The 17633-nt window shown below is 34.3% G+C and carries 19 protein-coding genes, 1 tRNA gene and 1 pseudogene; 7 read left to right on the top strand and 14 right to left on the bottom strand.

Going from position 1 to position 17633, the window contains the following annotated elements:
• Position 1: 1 nt before the first annotated feature.
• The 4 genes from EKM60_RS00425 to EKM60_RS00410 all read right to left on the bottom strand — a co-directional run bounded on the left by EKM60_RS00425 (position 2) and on the right by EKM60_RS00410 (position 3615).
• Entirely contained in the window at positions 2-472 is a 471-nt protein-coding gene (locus tag EKM60_RS00425) for a LytTR family DNA-binding domain-containing protein (protein WP_225426967.1), read from the bottom strand.
• Between the two features lie 5 nt (positions 473-477).
• The gene (locus tag EKM60_RS00420) at positions 478-1353 is read right to left on the bottom strand and encodes an ABC transporter permease (RefSeq protein ID WP_125711569.1); all 876 of its coding nucleotides are present in this window, start codon (positions 1351-1353) and stop codon (positions 478-480) included.
• A gap of 1 nt (position 1354) precedes the next feature.
• Positions 1355-2215, bottom strand: a complete 861-nt coding sequence (locus EKM60_RS00415; protein WP_125711568.1) for an ABC transporter ATP-binding protein — start codon at positions 2213-2215, stop codon at positions 1355-1357.
• A gap of 398 nt (positions 2216-2613) precedes the next feature.
• On the bottom strand, positions 2614-3615 hold the full coding sequence (locus EKM60_RS00410; RefSeq protein WP_125711567.1) for an NADP-dependent oxidoreductase: 1002 nt from the start codon (positions 3613-3615) through the stop codon (positions 2614-2616).
• A gap of 159 nt (positions 3616-3774) precedes the next feature.
• On the opposite strand from EKM60_RS00410, the gene EKM60_RS00405 reads away from it, so the two are divergent.
• The gene (locus EKM60_RS00405) at positions 3775-4314 is read left to right on the top strand and encodes a TetR/AcrR family transcriptional regulator (protein WP_225426966.1); all 540 of its coding nucleotides are present in this window, start codon (positions 3775-3777) and stop codon (positions 4312-4314) included.
• 164 nt (positions 4315-4478) lie between these two features.
• Here the strand turns inward: EKM60_RS00405 and EKM60_RS00400 are convergent, their stop codons facing one another.
• Entirely contained in the window at positions 4479-5483 is a 1005-nt protein-coding gene (locus EKM60_RS00400) for an NAD(P)H-dependent flavin oxidoreductase (RefSeq protein ID WP_125711565.1), read from the bottom strand.
• A 144-nt stretch (positions 5484-5627) separates the two neighbouring features.
• Between EKM60_RS00400 and EKM60_RS00395 the strand changes: the two genes are divergently transcribed.
• Complete coding sequence (locus tag EKM60_RS00395) at positions 5628-6221, top strand: TetR/AcrR family transcriptional regulator (RefSeq protein WP_164508280.1); 594 nt, start codon at positions 5628-5630, stop codon at positions 6219-6221.
• A 121-nt stretch (positions 6222-6342) separates the two neighbouring features.
• On the opposite strand, the gene EKM60_RS00390 is transcribed toward EKM60_RS00395, so the two are convergent.
• Positions 6343-7236 carry a zinc-binding dehydrogenase gene (locus tag EKM60_RS00390; RefSeq protein WP_125711563.1) on the bottom strand — a complete coding sequence of 298 codons (894 nt, stop codon included), beginning with the start codon at positions 7234-7236 and terminating at the stop codon, positions 6343-6345.
• Between the two features lie 134 nt (positions 7237-7370).
• Between EKM60_RS00390 and EKM60_RS11335 the strand changes: the two are divergent.
• Positions 7371-7538: pseudogene (locus EKM60_RS11335) on the top strand (helix-turn-helix domain-containing protein); the annotation flags it as partial.
• Between the two features lie 3 nt (positions 7539-7541).
• Positions 7542-8195 (top strand): DUF2225 domain-containing protein, encoded by a 654-nt coding sequence (locus EKM60_RS00385; protein ID WP_125711562.1) that lies wholly within the window; start codon positions 7542-7544, stop codon positions 8193-8195.
• Here EKM60_RS00385 and EKM60_RS00380 read toward each other — a convergent pair.
• The 3 genes from EKM60_RS00380 to EKM60_RS00370 form a co-directional block, all read right to left on the bottom strand.
• Positions 8192-8824, bottom strand: a complete 633-nt coding sequence (locus EKM60_RS00380; protein WP_125711561.1) for an NUDIX hydrolase N-terminal domain-containing protein — start codon at positions 8822-8824, stop codon at positions 8192-8194. The genes EKM60_RS00385 and EKM60_RS00380 overlap by 4 nt on opposite strands.
• Before the next feature lie 163 nt (positions 8825-8987).
• The gene (locus EKM60_RS00375) at positions 8988-9419 is read right to left on the bottom strand and encodes a hypothetical protein (protein WP_125711560.1); all 432 of its coding nucleotides are present in this window, start codon (positions 9417-9419) and stop codon (positions 8988-8990) included.
• 73 nt (positions 9420-9492) lie between these two features.
• Positions 9493-10218 (bottom strand): SDR family oxidoreductase, encoded by a 726-nt coding sequence (locus EKM60_RS00370; protein WP_125711559.1) that lies wholly within the window; start codon positions 10216-10218, stop codon positions 9493-9495.
• A 120-nt stretch (positions 10219-10338) separates the two neighbouring features.
• Between EKM60_RS00370 and EKM60_RS00365 the strand changes: the two genes are divergently transcribed.
• Positions 10339-10674, top strand: a complete 336-nt coding sequence (locus tag EKM60_RS00365) for a winged helix-turn-helix transcriptional regulator (RefSeq protein WP_125711558.1) — start codon at positions 10339-10341, stop codon at positions 10672-10674.
• A 75-nt stretch (positions 10675-10749) separates the two neighbouring features.
• On the opposite strand, the gene EKM60_RS00360 is transcribed toward EKM60_RS00365, so the two are convergent.
• The 5 genes from EKM60_RS00360 to EKM60_RS00340 all read right to left on the bottom strand — a co-directional run bounded on the left by EKM60_RS00360 (position 10750) and on the right by EKM60_RS00340 (position 16181).
• Entirely contained in the window at positions 10750-11670 is a 921-nt protein-coding gene (locus tag EKM60_RS00360) for a prenyltransferase (protein ID WP_125711557.1), read from the bottom strand.
• A gap of 9 nt (positions 11671-11679) precedes the next feature.
• Positions 11680-13368, bottom strand: coding sequence for an arginine--tRNA ligase (argS, locus tag EKM60_RS00355; protein ID WP_125711556.1), 1689 nt, complete (start codon positions 13366-13368; stop codon positions 11680-11682).
• Positions 13369-13620: 252 nt separating this feature from the next.
• Positions 13621-14658 (bottom strand): ornithine carbamoyltransferase, encoded by a 1038-nt coding sequence (gene argF / locus EKM60_RS00350; protein ID WP_125711855.1) that lies wholly within the window; start codon positions 14656-14658, stop codon positions 13621-13623.
• Positions 14659-15274: 616 nt separating this feature from the next.
• Positions 15275-15580 (bottom strand): hypothetical protein, encoded by a 306-nt coding sequence (locus EKM60_RS00345; RefSeq protein ID WP_125711555.1) that lies wholly within the window; start codon positions 15578-15580, stop codon positions 15275-15277.
• A gap of 121 nt (positions 15581-15701) precedes the next feature.
• On the bottom strand, positions 15702-16181 hold the full coding sequence (locus EKM60_RS00340; RefSeq protein ID WP_125711554.1) for a hypothetical protein: 480 nt from the start codon (positions 16179-16181) through the stop codon (positions 15702-15704).
• A 156-nt stretch (positions 16182-16337) separates the two neighbouring features.
• Here EKM60_RS00340 and EKM60_RS00335 point away from each other — a divergent pair.
• Positions 16338-16408, top strand: a tRNA-Gly gene (locus tag EKM60_RS00335).
• A 741-nt stretch (positions 16409-17149) separates the two neighbouring features.
• Positions 17150-17341 (top strand): hypothetical protein, encoded by a 192-nt coding sequence (locus EKM60_RS00330; protein WP_125711553.1) that lies wholly within the window; start codon positions 17150-17152, stop codon positions 17339-17341.
• The last annotated feature ends 292 nt before the right edge of the window (positions 17342-17633 follow it).

The following is a 17633-nucleotide window of genomic DNA, read 5'->3' as shown; positions in this document are numbered from 1 at the left end:
CCTATATATTCAAACGTTCCATCAGGATTTTTACATATCTTCGACTGACATCTGTTTTAACATTATTTTTCAAAATTGCTGTCATATTACCTGAAAAGCTATCTTCAAGTGAGGTCAAATAATCTAAATTTAAAATGCCGTGTTTCGAAACCTGAACAAATCTAGAATCTCCCAGACGTTGGTATAAATTATGTAACGTTTCTCGAGTCTTTACTACGCCTGAGTTTGTGTATATCAATAATTCGGATTCCTGAATTTCGGCTAAAATGATTGTGGAAATTTTCGTTATCACAAGTCGATCAGTTGTTTTAATAGAAATGATATCTGAATGAGTATCTTGATAATTATTCAAATACGAAATAAGCGAAGGTACTTGCCCCTCTTTGTCATTTGCCTGAATTGTTAACAACGGATCTGATGAGTCAATTTCAGTGTTTTTCTCAAATTTTTGATGCACTAAAATATCCTCCATTCGTATTATTTTTCTTGTAATAAGTACATTTGTCGTCTGTTCTGCAACCATTGTGACCCAATCAGTAGAATTAACGCACCTACAAAAATTAATACCATTATCAGGTATGTCTCCTTTTGAGTCAACAAGTGCGACCATTCCAATCTTATCCCCATTAACCTATCAAAATGATTACGTGAAGAAACACTGTTTTTAAAAACGTTATTAAGTTTATTACCCATTAAATATTGGCGAAATAATGACGCTACATAGCTACCCGGAGTTATTTTAACTAAATTCTGTGCAAAATTTGGTAACGATCCAATCGGAATGTATGTTCCAACTAAGAATCCTGCACCTGTTCCTACTATTGTTCCTACCTTGTTTAGATTATCTGACTTGTGAATGTATCTAATGATCAATGAATTCACAGCCGTTGCCAAAAGCGAGCTAATTATCATTAATCCAAATATATCTATGAATTGTCCGCCAGTCACCGTTAATTTATCAGTAACATAAAAATATCCAAGCATAATTGCAAACATTATCAGCTGCATAAGAATTCCAATAATCGTAGAACTAAGTAAATAACTCATTTGCAGGCGAAATGGACCTGCATCGGTTAATTCAAGATCCTGAGTAATGTGTTTTTCCTTATCGATCACAGATTGCGACAAACTGCTTAAAGTTGTGGTGATACTCGTAATACTCAACGTCCCACCAATCAACCATAAATCTAATAGTATGGTCGAGTTTGGAACCTGACTCCAGCTAGATTGCATATTCTTCTTGAGAAATACCAAGTAAAGAATAAATGATATTAAAGCACCCATGAGTGAGAAGAACACTCCACTGTGATTTCTAAAATATAACAATAAATTACGTTTGATCATTGATTTCATATTAGTGCACCTCATTACCGGTCAATGCTAAGAAGGCATCATCCATAGTTCCTGGTCTAAATTCAAAATTTGTAATAAGAGATTTATTAGCAGTTAGAATTTCCAATGCATCTTTTGAATTAGACAAACTATAAATTACTTGTGTTGTTGTTTTACGAATCGGCGATATCTTCGAATTTTTACACAATCTATCTACATCACTCGTTGTTATATGAAGAATATCTTCAGCATATTGTTCCTTGATATCAGCCGCTGTCCCTTCAACAATTAACATTCCGTGATCAATTATATAAACGTCATCCGCTGAATCTGCTTCATCCAAGTAATGCGTTGTTAAAATAATCGTCAGTTCCTTTGATTGTTGCAATTCTTGTAATAAGTGCCAAATGGCAGTTCTAGTTTGAATATCTAATGCCGTTGTCGGTTCATCAAGAAACAAAATATCCGGATCATTTAGAAGTGCACGGGCAATATCTACTCGCCGCTTTTGGCCACCCGATAGAGTTCCATAGCGTTGACCTGTAAATTCATTCAAACCAAGTTGTTGAATAACTTCATTCACTTTATTTTTTGAAACATGTCGATATTGCTTAGCTCTGATTTGTAGATTCTCCTGTACCGTTAACATTTCATCCAAAACACTATTTTGAAAGACCACTCCAAGTTTTATTTTATCCGAATAAATCAACTCACCAGACGTAGGTTTACTTAGTCCAATTAACATATTCATAGTGCTGGATTTACCAGCTCCATTAGGTCCCAGCAATGCAGTAAAACTTCCCTTTTTAATTTTTAAATTCAAATCATTTACAGCGACATACTTACCAAAAGTTTTAGTTAAGTGCTTTGCTTCTAATAACATTTTCATCATCTCCAACACTAATATATGATTGGAGAATATCATCATCCGCTAACCGTGTATCAATAATTCAAGTAACTGGTAAATATAGATAGCCAAGTGGTCAAAAATAACTGATGAAAATATAATTAACAAACTAGCATCCGGTCATGAGAAATATAGTCAGCAATGAAGGTGGCGTTAGGACGAGTGCCTTTCTCGTTCTTACACCACGGATGACTTTTGAGATTCGCGTACTCTGCGAAGCTCAAAATCAAGGTCTGAGACCGCACTTCGGCTCAGACCGGTCCCATTGCAGACTATATTTCTCACGACCGGATGCGGCATTCCAATACCAACACAACATAAAAAAACAGAATCTATATCACACCTGAAATAATTCAAGCAGATACAGATTCTATTTAAAACTTAATTACAACTTTACCTTTACTGTGACCATTCGCAACTAAATCAAGTGCTTCATTAATATCGTCTAACTTAAATTCAGTTGGATCAACTGCAGGTCTGATATCATTATCCTCGACGATTTTAGTTATCTTTTTCAATTGTTCTCCACTACTTCTAACAAAAATAAAGTGATATTCTGCACCGGCTTGTTTTGCTTTCTTATCAATACCCTTACCAGCAATTGAAAATAACATTGTCTTCAAAAATGATAAATCATGATCTTTAGCAAAGCGGCGATTAGGCCCCATTCTCAATGATAAGATCTTCCCACCTGGTTTGATAATTTGTAATTCATGATCGTATTCATTTTTACCAATTGTGTCAATTACATAATCGACTGACTTTAAATGTTCCCAATAGTTTTCTTTACGATAGTCGAAATATTTATCGACACCAATTGCGATTGAAGATTCTTTAAAACGAGCATTTCCACTGACAAAAACATCTAATCCCATTTGTTTTGCCAAAGGAATTGCCATTTGTCCAAATGAACCAGAGCCACCGGGGATCATGATACTTTTTCCAGATTGTACTTGTAACTCTTCAGTCAATCCTTGATAAGCGGTTAATCCTGTTAATGGAACAGCAGCACTTTCAACGAAGTCTAAATTTTTAGGTTTAAGAGCAATTGCACGATAGTCGACTGCAACATGTTCCGCAAATGCACCAATTTTATTTAATGGTAAACGAGAATAAATTGCATCCCCCACTTTAAAACCAGATACATTCTTACCAACAGATTCAACTATACCTGATAACTCATTCCCCATGGTTGTTGGCTTATCGTAATCCTGGATCAACTTGACGCTACCAGTACCAATCAACATCTCTAATGGATTGACTGAGGCAACCTTAACCTTAACCAATACCTCATCATCGTTTGGCTTGGGAGTCGGTATATCTCCTACTTCCAATTTAAAATTCTTGTCATACTTTAATAATTGAGCTGCTTTCATTTTAAAGTTCTCCTCTAAATTTCATTAAGTAACTTTATTTGTATTTTGTAACTGATGACAGTTTATATCGTTTAGTTACAAAAGTCAAATAAAGTCACTAATTCTTATTTTGTGTTAGAATAAATAAAATTATAAAAGGAGTTTCTATTAAAAAACATCATGGCAACTACACAAGCTAAAATAATTACTACTGCAGAAAAATTAATCATGACTACTGGAAATTCCGAGGTTACTTTAGATCAAATTGCTAAAGAATTAGGACTTTCGCATGCAGCATTATATAAACATTTCCGTAATAAACAAGCACTTTGGGAGGCCGTTGCTGAATCATGGTTCAAGCGTGAAATCATCAATAGAATTCACGTATCAAGCTCTCTATCAAAAGAAAAAAAACTACATGACTGGTTGTGGGCCTTAGTTAACGCAAAAAAAGAAGCGTTCAATACAAACCCTAAAATGTTTGATTTGAACACTGAATATATTGATAACAACCCCGTTGCTCTGCATAATGTACTCATTAATGCATACCGAGAAATGGACACAATCATGGGTTACAATGACCCTACCTTTGAGAAATCAGAACTAATCTTAGCAGCCTTCTCGATCTTTACACTTCCTAATTTTAAAGACACTTGGAATGAAGCAAACTATGAACACAGATTTGAAGAAATGTGGAATTTAATTAAAAAAGGGGTTTAAAACCATCGAATTACAATGACAAAGACCCACACAAAAGCGGGTGCCTTCTTAAATTTGTACCGCTTTGAATTTCCATTTATCTTAGCAAGCTTTGCCATTGTATTTCTATTTTAATCACAAAAAAATCAGATCTCCTAACGGGAAATCTGATTTTTTTATTCCTATTAATCTTTATAATCTGCCATCATTTCATTAACTACATCCTCAACAGACTGAATTTCACGAATCATAGAAATCCCTGTACCAACAGAAACATAACCATGTTCCAAGTCACCTTCGAGCATACCTATACGCATTCCACTTGTTCCACCCATTAATTTGGCATTAGCATCAAGAACTTCCTGTCCAGATTTTTCCTGATCATTTTTAACCAATTGATTACGCAAAGTAGTTGGCAATGAACGATAATAAGCCGGCGCAACACGAAATAATTTTAAATCTTCTGACGTTGAATCAACGATTAATTTCTTAGTTACTTCAGCTGCAGGATTTTCAACTGTTGGAATCAGGCGAGTACCAACATAAACTCCCTCTGCTCCTAAGGCGAACGCAGCATTAACGGTTCTAACATCGCTGACACCTCCGGCCAATAAAACAGGAATATCAACACTATCGGCAATCATTGGCAAAATGGAAAATGATCCTAGAACTGCTCCAGGTAAAGTACCGCCTTCATCAAAACCTGTTGCTACATACATATCTCCACCCTGTTTTTGTACAGCTTGAGCATCGGCAATTGAAGGCTGCCATGCACGGACGATAATTTTAATATTGTGTTCCTTTAGTGGTGCAAGTAAAGATGTCTCAATTCCATAATCACCACCAGTCAATGCTCCAACTGAATTAACAAGTACAGCTGGTACATGTTCTTCAATTACTACATCCAATGTTTTTAGTGTGAATTCTGATGTTGGTCCACCATTTCCGCCAATTAAAGTTACAGCAAATGGTTTATCTGTTAGAGCTTGAACTTTTTTTATCTCACAACGCATACGTTCAGCTGTTTCAACAGGATCTGGAGTTACCGTATTTTGTCCGGCATTAGGACCTAAAATTCCAAGTCCACCGGCATTACTAACCGCCGCAACAAATTTTGCATTAGTTAGCCAAGACATTGCTCCTTGAATAAATGGATATTTAATACCTAATATTTCTGCTACTCTGTTCATCCTCAGTACCTCATCTCATTAAACTTTCAAAACTCAATATAATAAGTTTAGAAGACCGGTTCAATGGTCAAACGCTTGCCAAATGTGATTTAACTAACACCTACATGGTATAATGTCCTATAAAAAATAAAAAGAGTGATAATTTTGAATAAAAACGATCTAAGGTACCTCAAAACTGAAGACAATTTAAAACAAGCTCTTTTAACATTAATGAAAGATATGGCATTGAAAGATATTACCATCAAAATGATCTGTGAAGTGGCTCGTTGTAGTCGAAATACATTCTATCTGCACTATGAGGTCAAAGAAGATCTTTATAATACACTAGTTTCAAATGTACTAAGTAGTATTGAAGGCGCATTTACCAATCGAGTCGATCATATCGATCAAATAAATGACGCTCAAATTGACGAATATTCTGACAATATCATGGCCGGTGTATCTGCATATGAAGACACATTAAAAGTTTTAATTCTGAAAGATAACGGCTTATTTTTAAATCAGTTTACTAAAACTATTCAAGATACTGTGCTTAAAAGTTCATCCCAAATGTCAAACAACGCATACACCGTAAAAGGACAACTTTATTCGGCTTATCTGGCTGGAGCTATTTCTGGATTTATTTTTAACTGGTTTAAAAATCCTGTTTGTGATTTACAAACTGCGACAAAAGATCTTAAAACGATCCACCATGAAACTATCAAAGTTAGTTTAAAACAATTAAAGAATCAGGATTAACGACTAGTAAATTTTTTCTTTAAGTATAAAAACAATCCCAATATCAAACTGATACGTAGCAACTGAATAAATAAGTAAGAACTAAAAAGTAATATTACTAAATGTTCCATATGACCACCTTCTAATAACTCAACAGGATTCTACCTTGAGAATGTGAGTTTTTCGATTTATATTGAGCTTCTTTAACATCCCGATAATCAAATTCTTCCTGAACGTACGCCTGCAAAGACTTTTCACTAAGCATACTTAGTAGTTTCAGATAATCATTAGGCAAAATATTGGGTTGAATAAATTGTCCGAATCTGTCAGTTGCGATTGAAACTATTTTTACGGTTGGAAATATCTTAGAAATCATTTTTAGTAAATCTATGTTGCCGGCAGTATCGATCACTTTAGTAATGTCTGAAATGCTGGATAACTTTTTTTCAACTTCGTCTGTATAGTCAATAACCTCATCGGCTCCAACATTTTTTAAAAATCCAAGATTAGATTTATGACCCACTGCTACTACGTTCAAATTTTGAAGTTTCAACAATTGAATCAAATAAGTTCCAATCCCACCAGAGGCTCCAGTTATCAAAACTTTATCATGAGAATTAACTTGTGTTTTCTTTACTATCCCTAACGCCGTATCAGCACCTCCGATTATTGTTGTAGCAGCTGATAATTCTACATTGTTAGGAACTCTGAATAATAGTGGTGGAATTTTAGAATCGATCATTGTACTATTTGATCCTGACAATATAGCGCCGATAACCTTTTCTCCGATTAAATTTTTATTTCGAAGGCTGCCGACGCCTTTAACTATCCCGCCAAAACCATAACCGATAATTATTGGTAGTTTCACCGAACGGATATTTTGTAATTCCCCCTCTTCAGTCCGCCAATCATATGGCAACACCGGGGTATATTTGTTCTCTACTAAAACTGATAACGGACTTATTTTAGGATCAGAAACATCTTCAATTTTTAAATCAGAAATACCATTGTATGAATTTTGAATGATTGCTTGCATGATTGTTCTCCTTCTTGATTTAAAAACAATATAACAAGTGGTCATTTGTCTGGATAATAAGAGTTCTTATATTTTGCCGTCAAGTTTAATTCTGGATATACTTTTCTTAAATCAATTACACGTAAGGAAAAAGCATGAGTAATTTAGGTAAAATATTCAAAGAAAAAAGAAAAGCACTACATCTATCCCAAAAAAATACTTGTGAAAATATTTGTTTCCAGCCTATGTTGTCTTCAATTGAACATGGCAAATACATCCCGAATTCTGAAATTATGATACTACTATGTCAAAGATTGCATATAAACATGGATCAATTGAGCTTAGATAGTAACTATCAGATGAGTTCAATTAAGGATTTCAATAAACAGATAGATTCTCTCTGCAACAATCATGACTACGCGAAATTGAAAGACTTCTTATTATCTGAAAAAACAATTGAAAATATCTCTACCGATCGACAAACTCAAGCATATTATTACTACTTAGGTGTTGCTTATCTTCAAACAGATAACAACTTAGATCAGGCAGAATATAACTTCAAACTAGCTTTCTCTTCGCATGATAATTCCAATGTTTTAAATACACTTGATCGACTTATTTTGATATCAATGGCAGCTATTTATGCAAAGAAGAACAACGAAAAAAAGACCTTGGATTACATTACCCAGGCCTTTGATAAATTCACTTCTACCAAATTTGAAACTAATCAAATTGCTCTATTTTATTTAACTGCTTACGCTAATTTAATTTTAGAAAAAAACTTAGATGCCATAAATTGGGTCAATCAAGGTATCGACTTTGCTGCCAAAAATGATTCACATTATATGCTGGCAAACTTGTACTACCTTTTGGCACAATTATTAAACAAAACTGACAAATCAAATCTAGCTCTTGATCCACATAACCGAGCCAAGATCTTTACTGACTTATTCAATGAAAAAATATTCAAACTAGACTAATCAAAAATAGTCTGCCAGTTTTCACTATTATGACATTCAAATGCCATTTCAATATCTTCCGGCAAATTACGATGTAAGGATAATTTTAATTTTAAAGCTTCCTCAAGCGTGAAATACTCGGCATCACTCGTCTCTGAATTATCGACATTATTCAAATTATCATTATCTGGAATACATTCAATGAAATGTTTGTAGATATAATTCAGATTTTTTCTCTCATATGGATGAACTTGGATATCCTTTACTGCAATCAAGCGCTTGGGAGTAACGTGGATATTTGCTTCTTCGTGAGTTTCTTTAATAGCAACTTTACTTGGTGAATAACCGATATCTGCCCAACCACCAGGGATCGACCACGTATCTTCTATCTTTTCATGAACTAATAATATTTTACCTTCATGGTTAAAGGTGACCGCGCGTATATCAACCTTTGGTGTCACATATCCATTATCAGAGTCAAAGAAAATATCCATCTGCTTTGGAGTTGCACCAGTTAATTCTGCAGTTAATTTTTTGGCGACGTTCTCTAATTGATCATATCTTTCATGATCAAAAATATCTTTAGTGTAGTGTTGCCCAGATTGAGCTATTGCTTGTAGCTGTTGTAGTAATAATTCCAAATCGTCCATGCTTTATCTCCTTTATAAATTGCTGTAAAACCACTTACATGTAAAATTATCCTATAAGTAATAGATCAATAGTAGTGTTTAACGTAGATACAAAAATACAGTTATTAATTTTATCGTATCACTAATAAAGGGACCTTCTATCTATTCAGAAGGTCCCTTTTTGTTATTTTGCGTTTGCTAATAAATGGTTGTTATCTAAGTAATAATATCCACTTGAATCGTCAAAGATCATGTGCGAAATATGATCAAATAAGTTGTTAACAGTCACTTTACTGTTTGGTTCAACGACAATAACTTTATGCAGTCCTGAACTTATTTCCAGATCTGAATCATAAGAGTTCATGATAATAAATTTAGTTAAATAAAATCTAACATCTTTTTTAGAATCATTTTTAACAGTCATACTTACTGCGTAATCACTTTTAGATTTAGACTTATGAAACTTAAAATATATGTCCCGTTTTTCACGTTTTGGTAAACTCTGATAATTCACAGCTTGTTCTTTAGTATTTGACTCTTCAGGTGTTTTGGAGGTTGAACATCCAGCTAAAAATAACAACAAGAATATTGATAAAATTCCCGCAGTTTTTTTCATAGTCATTACTCCTGAGTGGCTCGTTATATCTGTCGTTCACATTGAACCACCATATGTTGCAAATAACAATAAATTAGCTGTCTTGTCGTGTAGCAGCAATATCAACTTCGCGGATATTAACTTCTTGAGGCATATCGTACATAAATTTCACTGTTTCAGCGACATGTTTAGGATCAAGTGTGATTCCGCCCATAGACTGCTTCCAATCTTCATATTCACTCAAGGCACTATCATCGGTAACATGTGTCAAAAGTTCCGTTTCAGCAGCGCCCGGTGCAACTAACATTACTCGAACATTCTCATCAGAAACTTCTTGTCTAACTGTTTCACTTAAACCGTGGACACCAAATTTGCTGGCAACATAGGCTGCATGATTTTGAAAAGCCTTGAAACCGGCAATAGATGATACATTGATAATTGTTCCATGATGGCGTTCCTTCATTTCAGGAAGGACTAATTGCATCCCATTTAAGACACCCATAACATTTGTATCTAACATTGTTTGCCATTCTGTTGCTGACTGTTTCCAAATATTACCAAGTAGCATTAATCCAGCATTGTTGATCAAAAGATCAACTGGACCATAAGTTGATTCCGCTTCTTTAATTGCCTTTGAAAGTTCATCTTGATCAGTCACATCAGCATGTCTGATCATAACTTCTCCACTAAGCTTTAGTGCTTCAATTTTTTCAGTGCGACGTCCAAGTAACAATAATGGATAACCATCAGCATTGAATATTTTGGCCATTTCAGCACCGAATCCTGAACTAGCACCTGTAATTACGATTAAATTTTTCATTTATATATCTCCCATATTTATAACTAAGTCTGTTTGACGACTACGAATTAATATTATAAACTGAGATAATTATTTTCCTAGTACGCACTTTTTGGTTACTGGGACGTCAGGAGTTAAAAAATGTACGCAAACGAGTTCGACGCTACAATGCAATTAATCCGAGGAAAGTGGAAAATACATATCCTTTATAAAATAAATTCCGATCCACACACTCGATTTAACGCCCTGCAACGTAATTTAAGTCCAATCACTCATAAAATATTGTCCGAACAGATCCAACAAATGATCAATGATGGATTAGTTAACCGTCATGACTTTCATGAACAACCATTGCACATTGAATATAATCTTACTACTAAAGGAAAGTCACTTATTCCAGTAGTCGATGCAATCTGTGATTGGGGTTTAGCTAATATAGACTCATCTGAGTTAAAACAAACACTTTGTGATAAATAAAAAATACCGTTATCTGAAATTACAGATAACGGTATTTTTAGAAAGAAATCTTAGGAGTGATCTCTTTTTTTACTATTATAAAATCGTTCTAACCAGCTTAATAATTGCCCCGACAGCAATCAAAAAGACATACGTATTGACCAATTTTACAACGGCTTTCATAACTAAAGGATAAGTCTTTTTCTTAACTTGTTCCTTCAAATAAGGATGATAATTATCCCAAATATTTGGGTAAAGTAGCACGGCTATCATTGTAATGTAAGGCACTACTTGTAAAACTACCAGTATCGGTATCAACAGGAATGTTAACCACCAACTAGCCTTGAACAAACTTAAAGCATTAGTTTTACCAATTTTGGAAACTAATGTCTTGCGACCATTTTTCTTATCAGCTTCTAAATCGCAAGTGTCATTGCACAATTGTGCCGAAAACATCGCAAACATATTTGGCAAGCAAACTATGATTGCATTAACGATTACACTAGAAGTCAATCTCCCACTGCTTACAGTCCCAAGATAGACGTAGACAACTGGAATCAAAATGGAAATGGCAATAGCCACCACTGCCGATCCAAACATAGTTGAATTCAATGGCTTTGGCCCTGCTGAATATGCTAAACCAATGACGACACAGATAATCCCGATTAAAAGTGTCCACCAATTAGTTCGATAAATCAGAAATGCACCAATCAATAATGGAAAAATGGTCAAACCGTACATCCATTTTTTGACTATTACCAATAATTCACGGTTTACACCGATAGTACTGATTTCATTTCGATAATTTTCACTCTTAGAATTTCTAAAATCCATATAGTTATTATGAAAGTTAATAATTATATGAATAAAAAACACAGCGACAAATCCTAATATACCGTTGATGAAGTCAAATGTTCCAATACTTAAATAGGAATAGCTTATAGCAAGAATAAACCAAGCCAAATCAAGTATTGTTGTTTTTATTTCAGATAATTCAAGGAAAAGTTTTCGATTCATAATTGTCTGCTACATTTCCTCTGGAGCCTTAACGCCAAGAAGGCCTAAGGAGATTTGCAAAACAGTTGTCACTGATTTAACAAGTGAAAGTCTGGCAACAAGTCCGGCATCCTCTGTCAAAATTTTACTATGTGCATAGTATTGATTAAAACTCTTAGCAAGTTTCAAAGCATATTTAGCAATTACAGATGGTTCATAGATACGTCCAGCACGTGAAAGAACTTCAGGGAATTCTTGGATCAATTTCAAAGTATCCCAAGCTTGTTCATCATCAAGTGATAGATCACCATCAAAGTTAACATCGCCAGCTTTTCTCAAAATGCTCAATGCTCTAGCATTTGTATATTGAACATAAGGACCAGTTTCGCCCTCAAAACGAACAACTTCTTCAAGATTAAAGTCAAAGCTGTCACGTCTTTCGTTCTTCAAATCGTGGAAGACAACAGCGCCGACACCAACAGCTTCGGCGACTTGATCTTTATTCTTCAAATCAGGGTTCTTTTCTTCAATTTGTTTCTTAGCTAAATCAACAGCGTCATTCAAAACATTTTCTAGTAAGATAACGCGGCCCTTACGAGTTGAAAGCTTTTTACCACCATTTGTGATCAAACCAAATTCGATATGGTGAATGTCATCAGACCAGTCATAGCCCATCATCTTCAAAACAGCTTTTAACTTCTTGAAATGTTCGGATTGTTCGCTACCAACTACATAAAGTGATTTAACAAATTTATAAGTATTCTTACGATAAATAGCAGCTGCAAGATCACGAGTAATGTAAAGTGTTGCTCCATCAGTCTTCTTGATCAAAGCAGGTGAAAGATCTAAGTCTGATAGATCGACGATTTCAGCTCCTTGACTCTCTTGAAGTAAGTTCTTCTCTTCAAGTGTGTCAATAACTGCATCCATCTTGTCATTGTAGAAAGCTTCACCGTTAAATGAATCGAATTCTACTCCCAAACGTGTATAGATCTTTTGGAATTCACTTAATGATAAGCTTCTGAACCAAGTCCAAAGAGCAAGAGCTTCCTTGTCGCCATCTTCCATCTTCTTGAACCAAGCACGAGCCTCGTCATCAAGTTCTGGCTTGTCTTCTGCTTCTTTGTGGAAACGAACGTAATATTTCAAAAGATTGTTGATAGGATCTTCTTCAACCTCTTCTTTTGAACCCCACATTTTGTATCCAACGATCAACTTACCAAATTGTGTTCCCCAATCACCCAAGTGATTGATCTTGATTGGTTGATAACCTAATTTAGAAATGATTTTAGCAATCGAATTACCAATTACAGTTGAACGTAAATGTCCCATAGACATTGGTTTAGCAATGTTAGGTGATGACATATCGATTGGCACATTGCCGCCATTACCTTCATTTTGGTTACCATAATTCTCTTGTTCTTTTAAAACGTCTTTTAGAACTGCATCTGAAAATGATGATTTATCTAAGAAAAAGTTGATATATGCACCAGTATTAACGATTTTTTCAAATCCATCTTGATCCATTTGTCCAACTAATTCTTCAGCAATCATCTTAGGTGCCTTGTGCATTGTTTTAGCTAAAATAAATGTTGGAAAAGCATAATCACCCAAATCTGATGTCTTAGGCTTTTCAATTAATTTTGTAATTTGTTCAGCAGTAATTTCTGCTGGTAAAACCTTGGCCAAGGCTTCTACTACTTGTGTCTTTGAATTCATATAGTCCTCCTCAAAATAAAAAAACGCCTCTTCCAAATAAAAAATTTGAAAGAGACGAGAATTCCCGCGGTACCACTCTAATTGATAAATATCCACTCAAAAATAGTATTTAATTGTTTAGAAAGGGTGCGACTTAATCTTTGAGACGACCAGCTCTCACCAACATCTGATCTCGCTTAGAATCATTCGATTAATTAATCCTTCTTTTGCATAAGTATATTAGCACAAAGAAAAATTAATTACAATTTAATTTTAAACTTCTGGAATGAACATGTGGCCTAATGTTGCGGCCATTATGGCTTTGATAGAATGCATTCTGTTCTCAGCTTCTTCAAATTGACGAGCATATTTACTTCTGAATACTTCGTCAGTAACTTCCATTTCAGTTAGACCATATTTTTCGTAAACATCATGAGTCGTAGTTGTCAAAGTGTCATGATAAGCTGGCAAACAGTGCATAAAGATCAATTGATCATCTGGCATCTGAGCCTTCTTCAACATTTCCATGTTTACTTGATAAGGTGTAAGCAATTTAAGTCTTTCATCCCACTTATCTTCTTCACCCATAGATACCCAAACATCAGTATAGATAACGTTTGAACCTTTAACACCTTTGTCGATGTCATCTGTGATCAGAATTTCACTACCGGAATCTTTGGCGAATCCCTTAGCAGTGTCGATAACTGATTGCTCTGGGAACAATTCTTTAGGAGCAAGAATATGAATGTTAACACCTAACATAGCGCTGGCAACTAAGAAACTGTTAGCCATATTGTTACGACCATCGCCGACAAAAGTTAAAGTAGTCCCTTTGATCTTGCCGAATGTTTCTTTAACAGTCATATAATCAGCAATCATCTGTGTTGGATGCCAGTCATCAGTTAATCCATTCCAAACTGGAACACCAGAGAATTTGGCTAAATCTTCAACTGTCTTTTGTTTGAAACCTCTAAATTCGATTCCATCATACATTCTGCCAAGAACTTTAGCTGTATCTTCAACAGTTTCTTTCTTACCTAATTGAATATCATGTGAACCCAAGAATTCTGGATGGGCACCCATATCAACTGCAGCTGTCGTAAATGATGAACGTGTTCTCGTTGAAGTCTTTTCAAAAAGTAAAGCGATATTCTTACCCTCCAAGTAATGATGTGGAATATTCTGCTTCTTTAATGCCTTCAAATGTAATCCCAAATTAATTAAATATTCTAATTCCTTTGGTGTAAAATCTTTTTCCTTCAAAAAGCTTCTGCCTTGAAATACTGATGATTCTTGTCCTTGATAAGCCATGATAAATCCTCCTAAAATTAAAATTAATTTCATAAAGTTAAAATCTGCCTGTAATGATAACGCAAAGATTTTAATAAATCTATATAAAAAAAGAACATTCTAAACTAAGAATGTTCTATAAACCTACTTCTTCAAGGCTTTATCACGCCAAATAAAAATTTCACTCAATACATTTCCACCGATAGTGCCAATTAACGATCCCAATCCAGTTTGTAATTTAAACATCGCGAATTCCCCTCAGTTTCATTAAGATGTTTTCATTGTAAGCGCTAACTGATTAATAATCAATTTATTTCTGCCGTCTCCAGAACTGAAAAATATGCACTGGCCGTGGGAACGAACCGAGTCGTTGTCTCGGTTCTCGGTTTGAAGCCTTGCAAGCAAGTCTTCAAACACGTCCGTGCTGTAAGAACGAGAAAATCACTCGTCCTAACACCACTGTCACTGCCTGTGCATATTTTTTCAGTTCCTCCGACTAGTTCTGTTACAGTTTGAACTAATATAATATTGGAAATATTCATGACTATCAGTAAAGAAATAATTTAAATAGATAATATTAAAGGAAGACATAATTGATGGATTATATCTCCCTTTTTGATTGATCAAAATAACAAAATCACCTAGATAATTTATCAATAATATGAATCTTACCGGCTTGATGACCATTGATGAATTCAGATATTTCTAACATTTTATTTTTGGATATCCGATTGGTCAATTTCACAATACTTCCCGGATAACGATGAAAAATGTGATTTCTTCTAAAATCTATCACTGCCTGATCGTATCCCATTTGATAGTCATCCCTAGGATCATCATCTTTGATATGTTTCTTAATATGGATAAAATCCTCTTGCACATCATCATAAATATTATTTTTAATGTAGTCATGTAAATTTTTAATAGATTTATATAAATGCATAATATCTACACTTCACTCTCTATTTTTTGACTACAGTATAATTCTATCGAGAAATTTGGGGATAAAGATTTGCACAAAAAAAGCAGATTTCATTTTCATGAAATCTGCTCGATCAATTTAATTATTTAGCGTTCTTTTCAACATGCTTTACAACGTTCTTGTGGCTACCTTCGTATAACTTCCACTTTTGACCGTCTGGAGTTTTAATTGTCGTCTTACCAACTTTAGTAAAGTTCCATGAGAAGTCAGGTTCAGCAATAATTCTGAATCCCTTGATCTTGAACTTCTTCTTATTGTCTTTGTTCATAACTAACTTAGACTTTTGAAAATATGTGATTGTCTTCTTTGAGCCATCTTTGTTGACACGGAAATACTTAACATCCTTCTTGTCTTTACCAGTGAAGAAAGTAATGTACTCGGCCTTGTTGTCCTTGCTTACACCAACGTAGTCATGTCCCTTGATCTCTGACTTAGTAATCTTCTTAGCTGAGTGGACATCCTTATTTTGAGTTGTACTTGTGTTTGAACAACCAGTAGCAACAGTTGTGAAGCCACCCATCAAAGTGATGGCAGCCATCAATGTAACTAATGTTTTTTTCATATTATTCTCCTCGATGCTCTTTAAAATCATTCATCATGTTTGATTCTATTGTAATCAGGAATAAAAATCAATTTATATTACAAACTTTCTTACGAAAATTATGAAAACTTTATTATTCTGTAATATTTTGTTGTATAATTAGTAATTGTAGTAAACGCGAACTTAGTTTAATGGTAAAATGCTAGCTTCCCAAGCTGGTGTCGCGAGTTCGATTCTCGTAGTTCGCTTATATATTCTGAATCGTTAGCCAGAAATGGCTAGCGATTTTTTATTGAAAAATATTATAATTATTTTCAACTAACAAAGTAAAACGTTGTTATTGATCTCCCGCTGTCTACGATAGGCAATATTTCCAGCTTAGAGATGAATATAAACAGACAAGAGTTGACTCATCATAAAACGGTCTTACATGTCAATTTCAGGCCTTGCAAACATAATCTATTATGTTGAATAATCCTTTAATTAAGAAATATAGCAGAATCAATTTAAATAATATTATATTAAACACTTTGCAATAGATTAAACACTACTAAATAAGTGGTGTTTTTTCTATCTTTATTTGCTAATTGTATTGGCTTTGTACGTTCGAGAGTGTAACATAATAGATGTAGAGTGGAGGAATAAGAAGAAAAGAAAGGAGGTAAATAATGAAAGGTAGACATAAAAAAAGCCTGATATTAACAAAGCATTAGTCATCTTAGGATTGATCACAGCAATCTTAGATTTAATCGACCACATACTTGATTTAATATCAAGACTTATATATAAAGGTACAAAGTGAGAGGTAAAGCCTCTTGCTTTGTGTACACTAAGTTATATCATACCTTTCATTTCAAATATTATGAAAAAGACACTTATTGTACTTCTAACGATTCTCATAGTCGTATTGCTAATATCAATAATATTAAAGTTAACCATATTATTTAAATGATAATTTACATGTACCTTATAAATAAGGAGTTCTTACTATGACAGAAAAATTAAGTGCTGCAAGAATCAAGGCAAACAAGAAATGGGACGACGAAAATAGAGAACGCAAAAGATACCTAAATAGTAGATCTGCTGCACGAGGCTTCATTAAAAACAAGGCTACCGCAGACGATATTGAGGAACTAACTAAACTGTTAGATGAAAGAAAACAAGAACTAAATTTAAAATAATAAAAACACAAAAAGGCCCCCTGTCAATTAAGACAAGGGGCTTTAAACCTATGAACAATTAATATTGTATCAGTTGAATATCGTTTTCACTATCGCCACAATGGCTAGTGATTCTCCCCGCCAATAGTGTAGTTCGCTTATATATTTTGAATCGTTAGTCAGAAATGGCTAGCGATTTTTTTGTTGAAAAATATTATAATTATTTTTACTAGTATCCCCTGCCTGACATGATCAATCAACTATAATGTAGACATGCTCCAATAATTAGTTGATTATAAAACGACATTACACG

It is taken from the genome of Companilactobacillus kedongensis, assembly GCF_003946625.1.
Taxonomy (GTDB): domain Bacteria; phylum Bacillota; class Bacilli; order Lactobacillales; family Lactobacillaceae; genus Companilactobacillus; species Companilactobacillus kedongensis.
The sequence above is the reverse complement of the archived record's forward strand: the minus strand, read 5'-3'. Positions and strand labels throughout refer to the sequence as shown.

What these genes read in the sequence shown, in the direction of transcription:
- EKM60_RS00425 (WP_225426967.1), bottom strand. Translation starts at nt 472, where the DNA reads ATGGAGGATATTTTAGTGCATCAAAAATTTGAGAAAAACACTGAAATT.
- EKM60_RS00420 (WP_125711569.1), bottom strand. Translation starts at nt 1,353, where the DNA reads ATGAAATCAATGATCAAACGTAATTTATTGTTATATTTTAGAAATCAC.
- EKM60_RS00415 (WP_125711568.1), bottom strand. Translation starts at nt 2,215, where the DNA reads ATGTTATTAGAAGCAAAGCACTTAACTAAAACTTTTGGTAAGTATGTC.
- EKM60_RS00410 (WP_125711567.1), bottom strand. Translation starts at nt 3,615, where the DNA reads ATGAAAGCAGCTCAATTATTAAAGTATGACAAGAATTTTAAATTGGAA.
- EKM60_RS00405 (WP_225426966.1), top strand. Translation starts at nt 3,775, where the DNA reads ATGGCAACTACACAAGCTAAAATAATTACTACTGCAGAAAAATTAATC.
- EKM60_RS00400 (WP_125711565.1), bottom strand. Translation starts at nt 5,483, where the DNA reads ATGAACAGAGTAGCAGAAATATTAGGTATTAAATATCCATTTATTCAA.
- EKM60_RS00390 (WP_125711563.1), bottom strand. Translation starts at nt 7,236, where the DNA reads ATGCAAGCAATCATTCAAAATTCATACAATGGTATTTCTGATTTAAAA.
- EKM60_RS00385 (WP_125711562.1), top strand. Translation starts at nt 7,542, where the DNA reads ATGGATCAATTGAGCTTAGATAGTAACTATCAGATGAGTTCAATTAAG.
- EKM60_RS00380 (WP_125711561.1), bottom strand. Translation starts at nt 8,824, where the DNA reads ATGGACGATTTGGAATTATTACTACAACAGCTACAAGCAATAGCTCAA.
- EKM60_RS00375 (WP_125711560.1), bottom strand. Translation starts at nt 9,419, where the DNA reads ATGAAAAAAACTGCGGGAATTTTATCAATATTCTTGTTGTTATTTTTA.
- EKM60_RS00370 (WP_125711559.1), bottom strand. Translation starts at nt 10,218, where the DNA reads ATGAAAAATTTAATCGTAATTACAGGTGCTAGTTCAGGATTCGGTGCT.
- EKM60_RS00365 (WP_125711558.1), top strand. Translation starts at nt 10,339, where the DNA reads ATGTACGCAAACGAGTTCGACGCTACAATGCAATTAATCCGAGGAAAG.
- EKM60_RS00360 (WP_125711557.1), bottom strand. Translation starts at nt 11,670, where the DNA reads ATGAATCGAAAACTTTTCCTTGAATTATCTGAAATAAAAACAACAATA.
- argS (WP_125711556.1), bottom strand. Translation starts at nt 13,368, where the DNA reads ATGAATTCAAAGACACAAGTAGTAGAAGCCTTGGCCAAGGTTTTACCA.
- argF (WP_125711855.1), bottom strand. Translation starts at nt 14,658, where the DNA reads ATGGCTTATCAAGGACAAGAATCATCAGTATTTCAAGGCAGAAGCTTT.
- EKM60_RS00345 (WP_125711555.1), bottom strand. Translation starts at nt 15,580, where the DNA reads ATGCATTTATATAAATCTATTAAAAATTTACATGACTACATTAAAAAT.
- EKM60_RS00340 (WP_125711554.1), bottom strand. Translation starts at nt 16,181, where the DNA reads ATGAAAAAAACATTAGTTACATTGATGGCTGCCATCACTTTGATGGGT.
- EKM60_RS00330 (WP_125711553.1), top strand. Translation starts at nt 17,150, where the DNA reads ATGACAGAAAAATTAAGTGCTGCAAGAATCAAGGCAAACAAGAAATGG.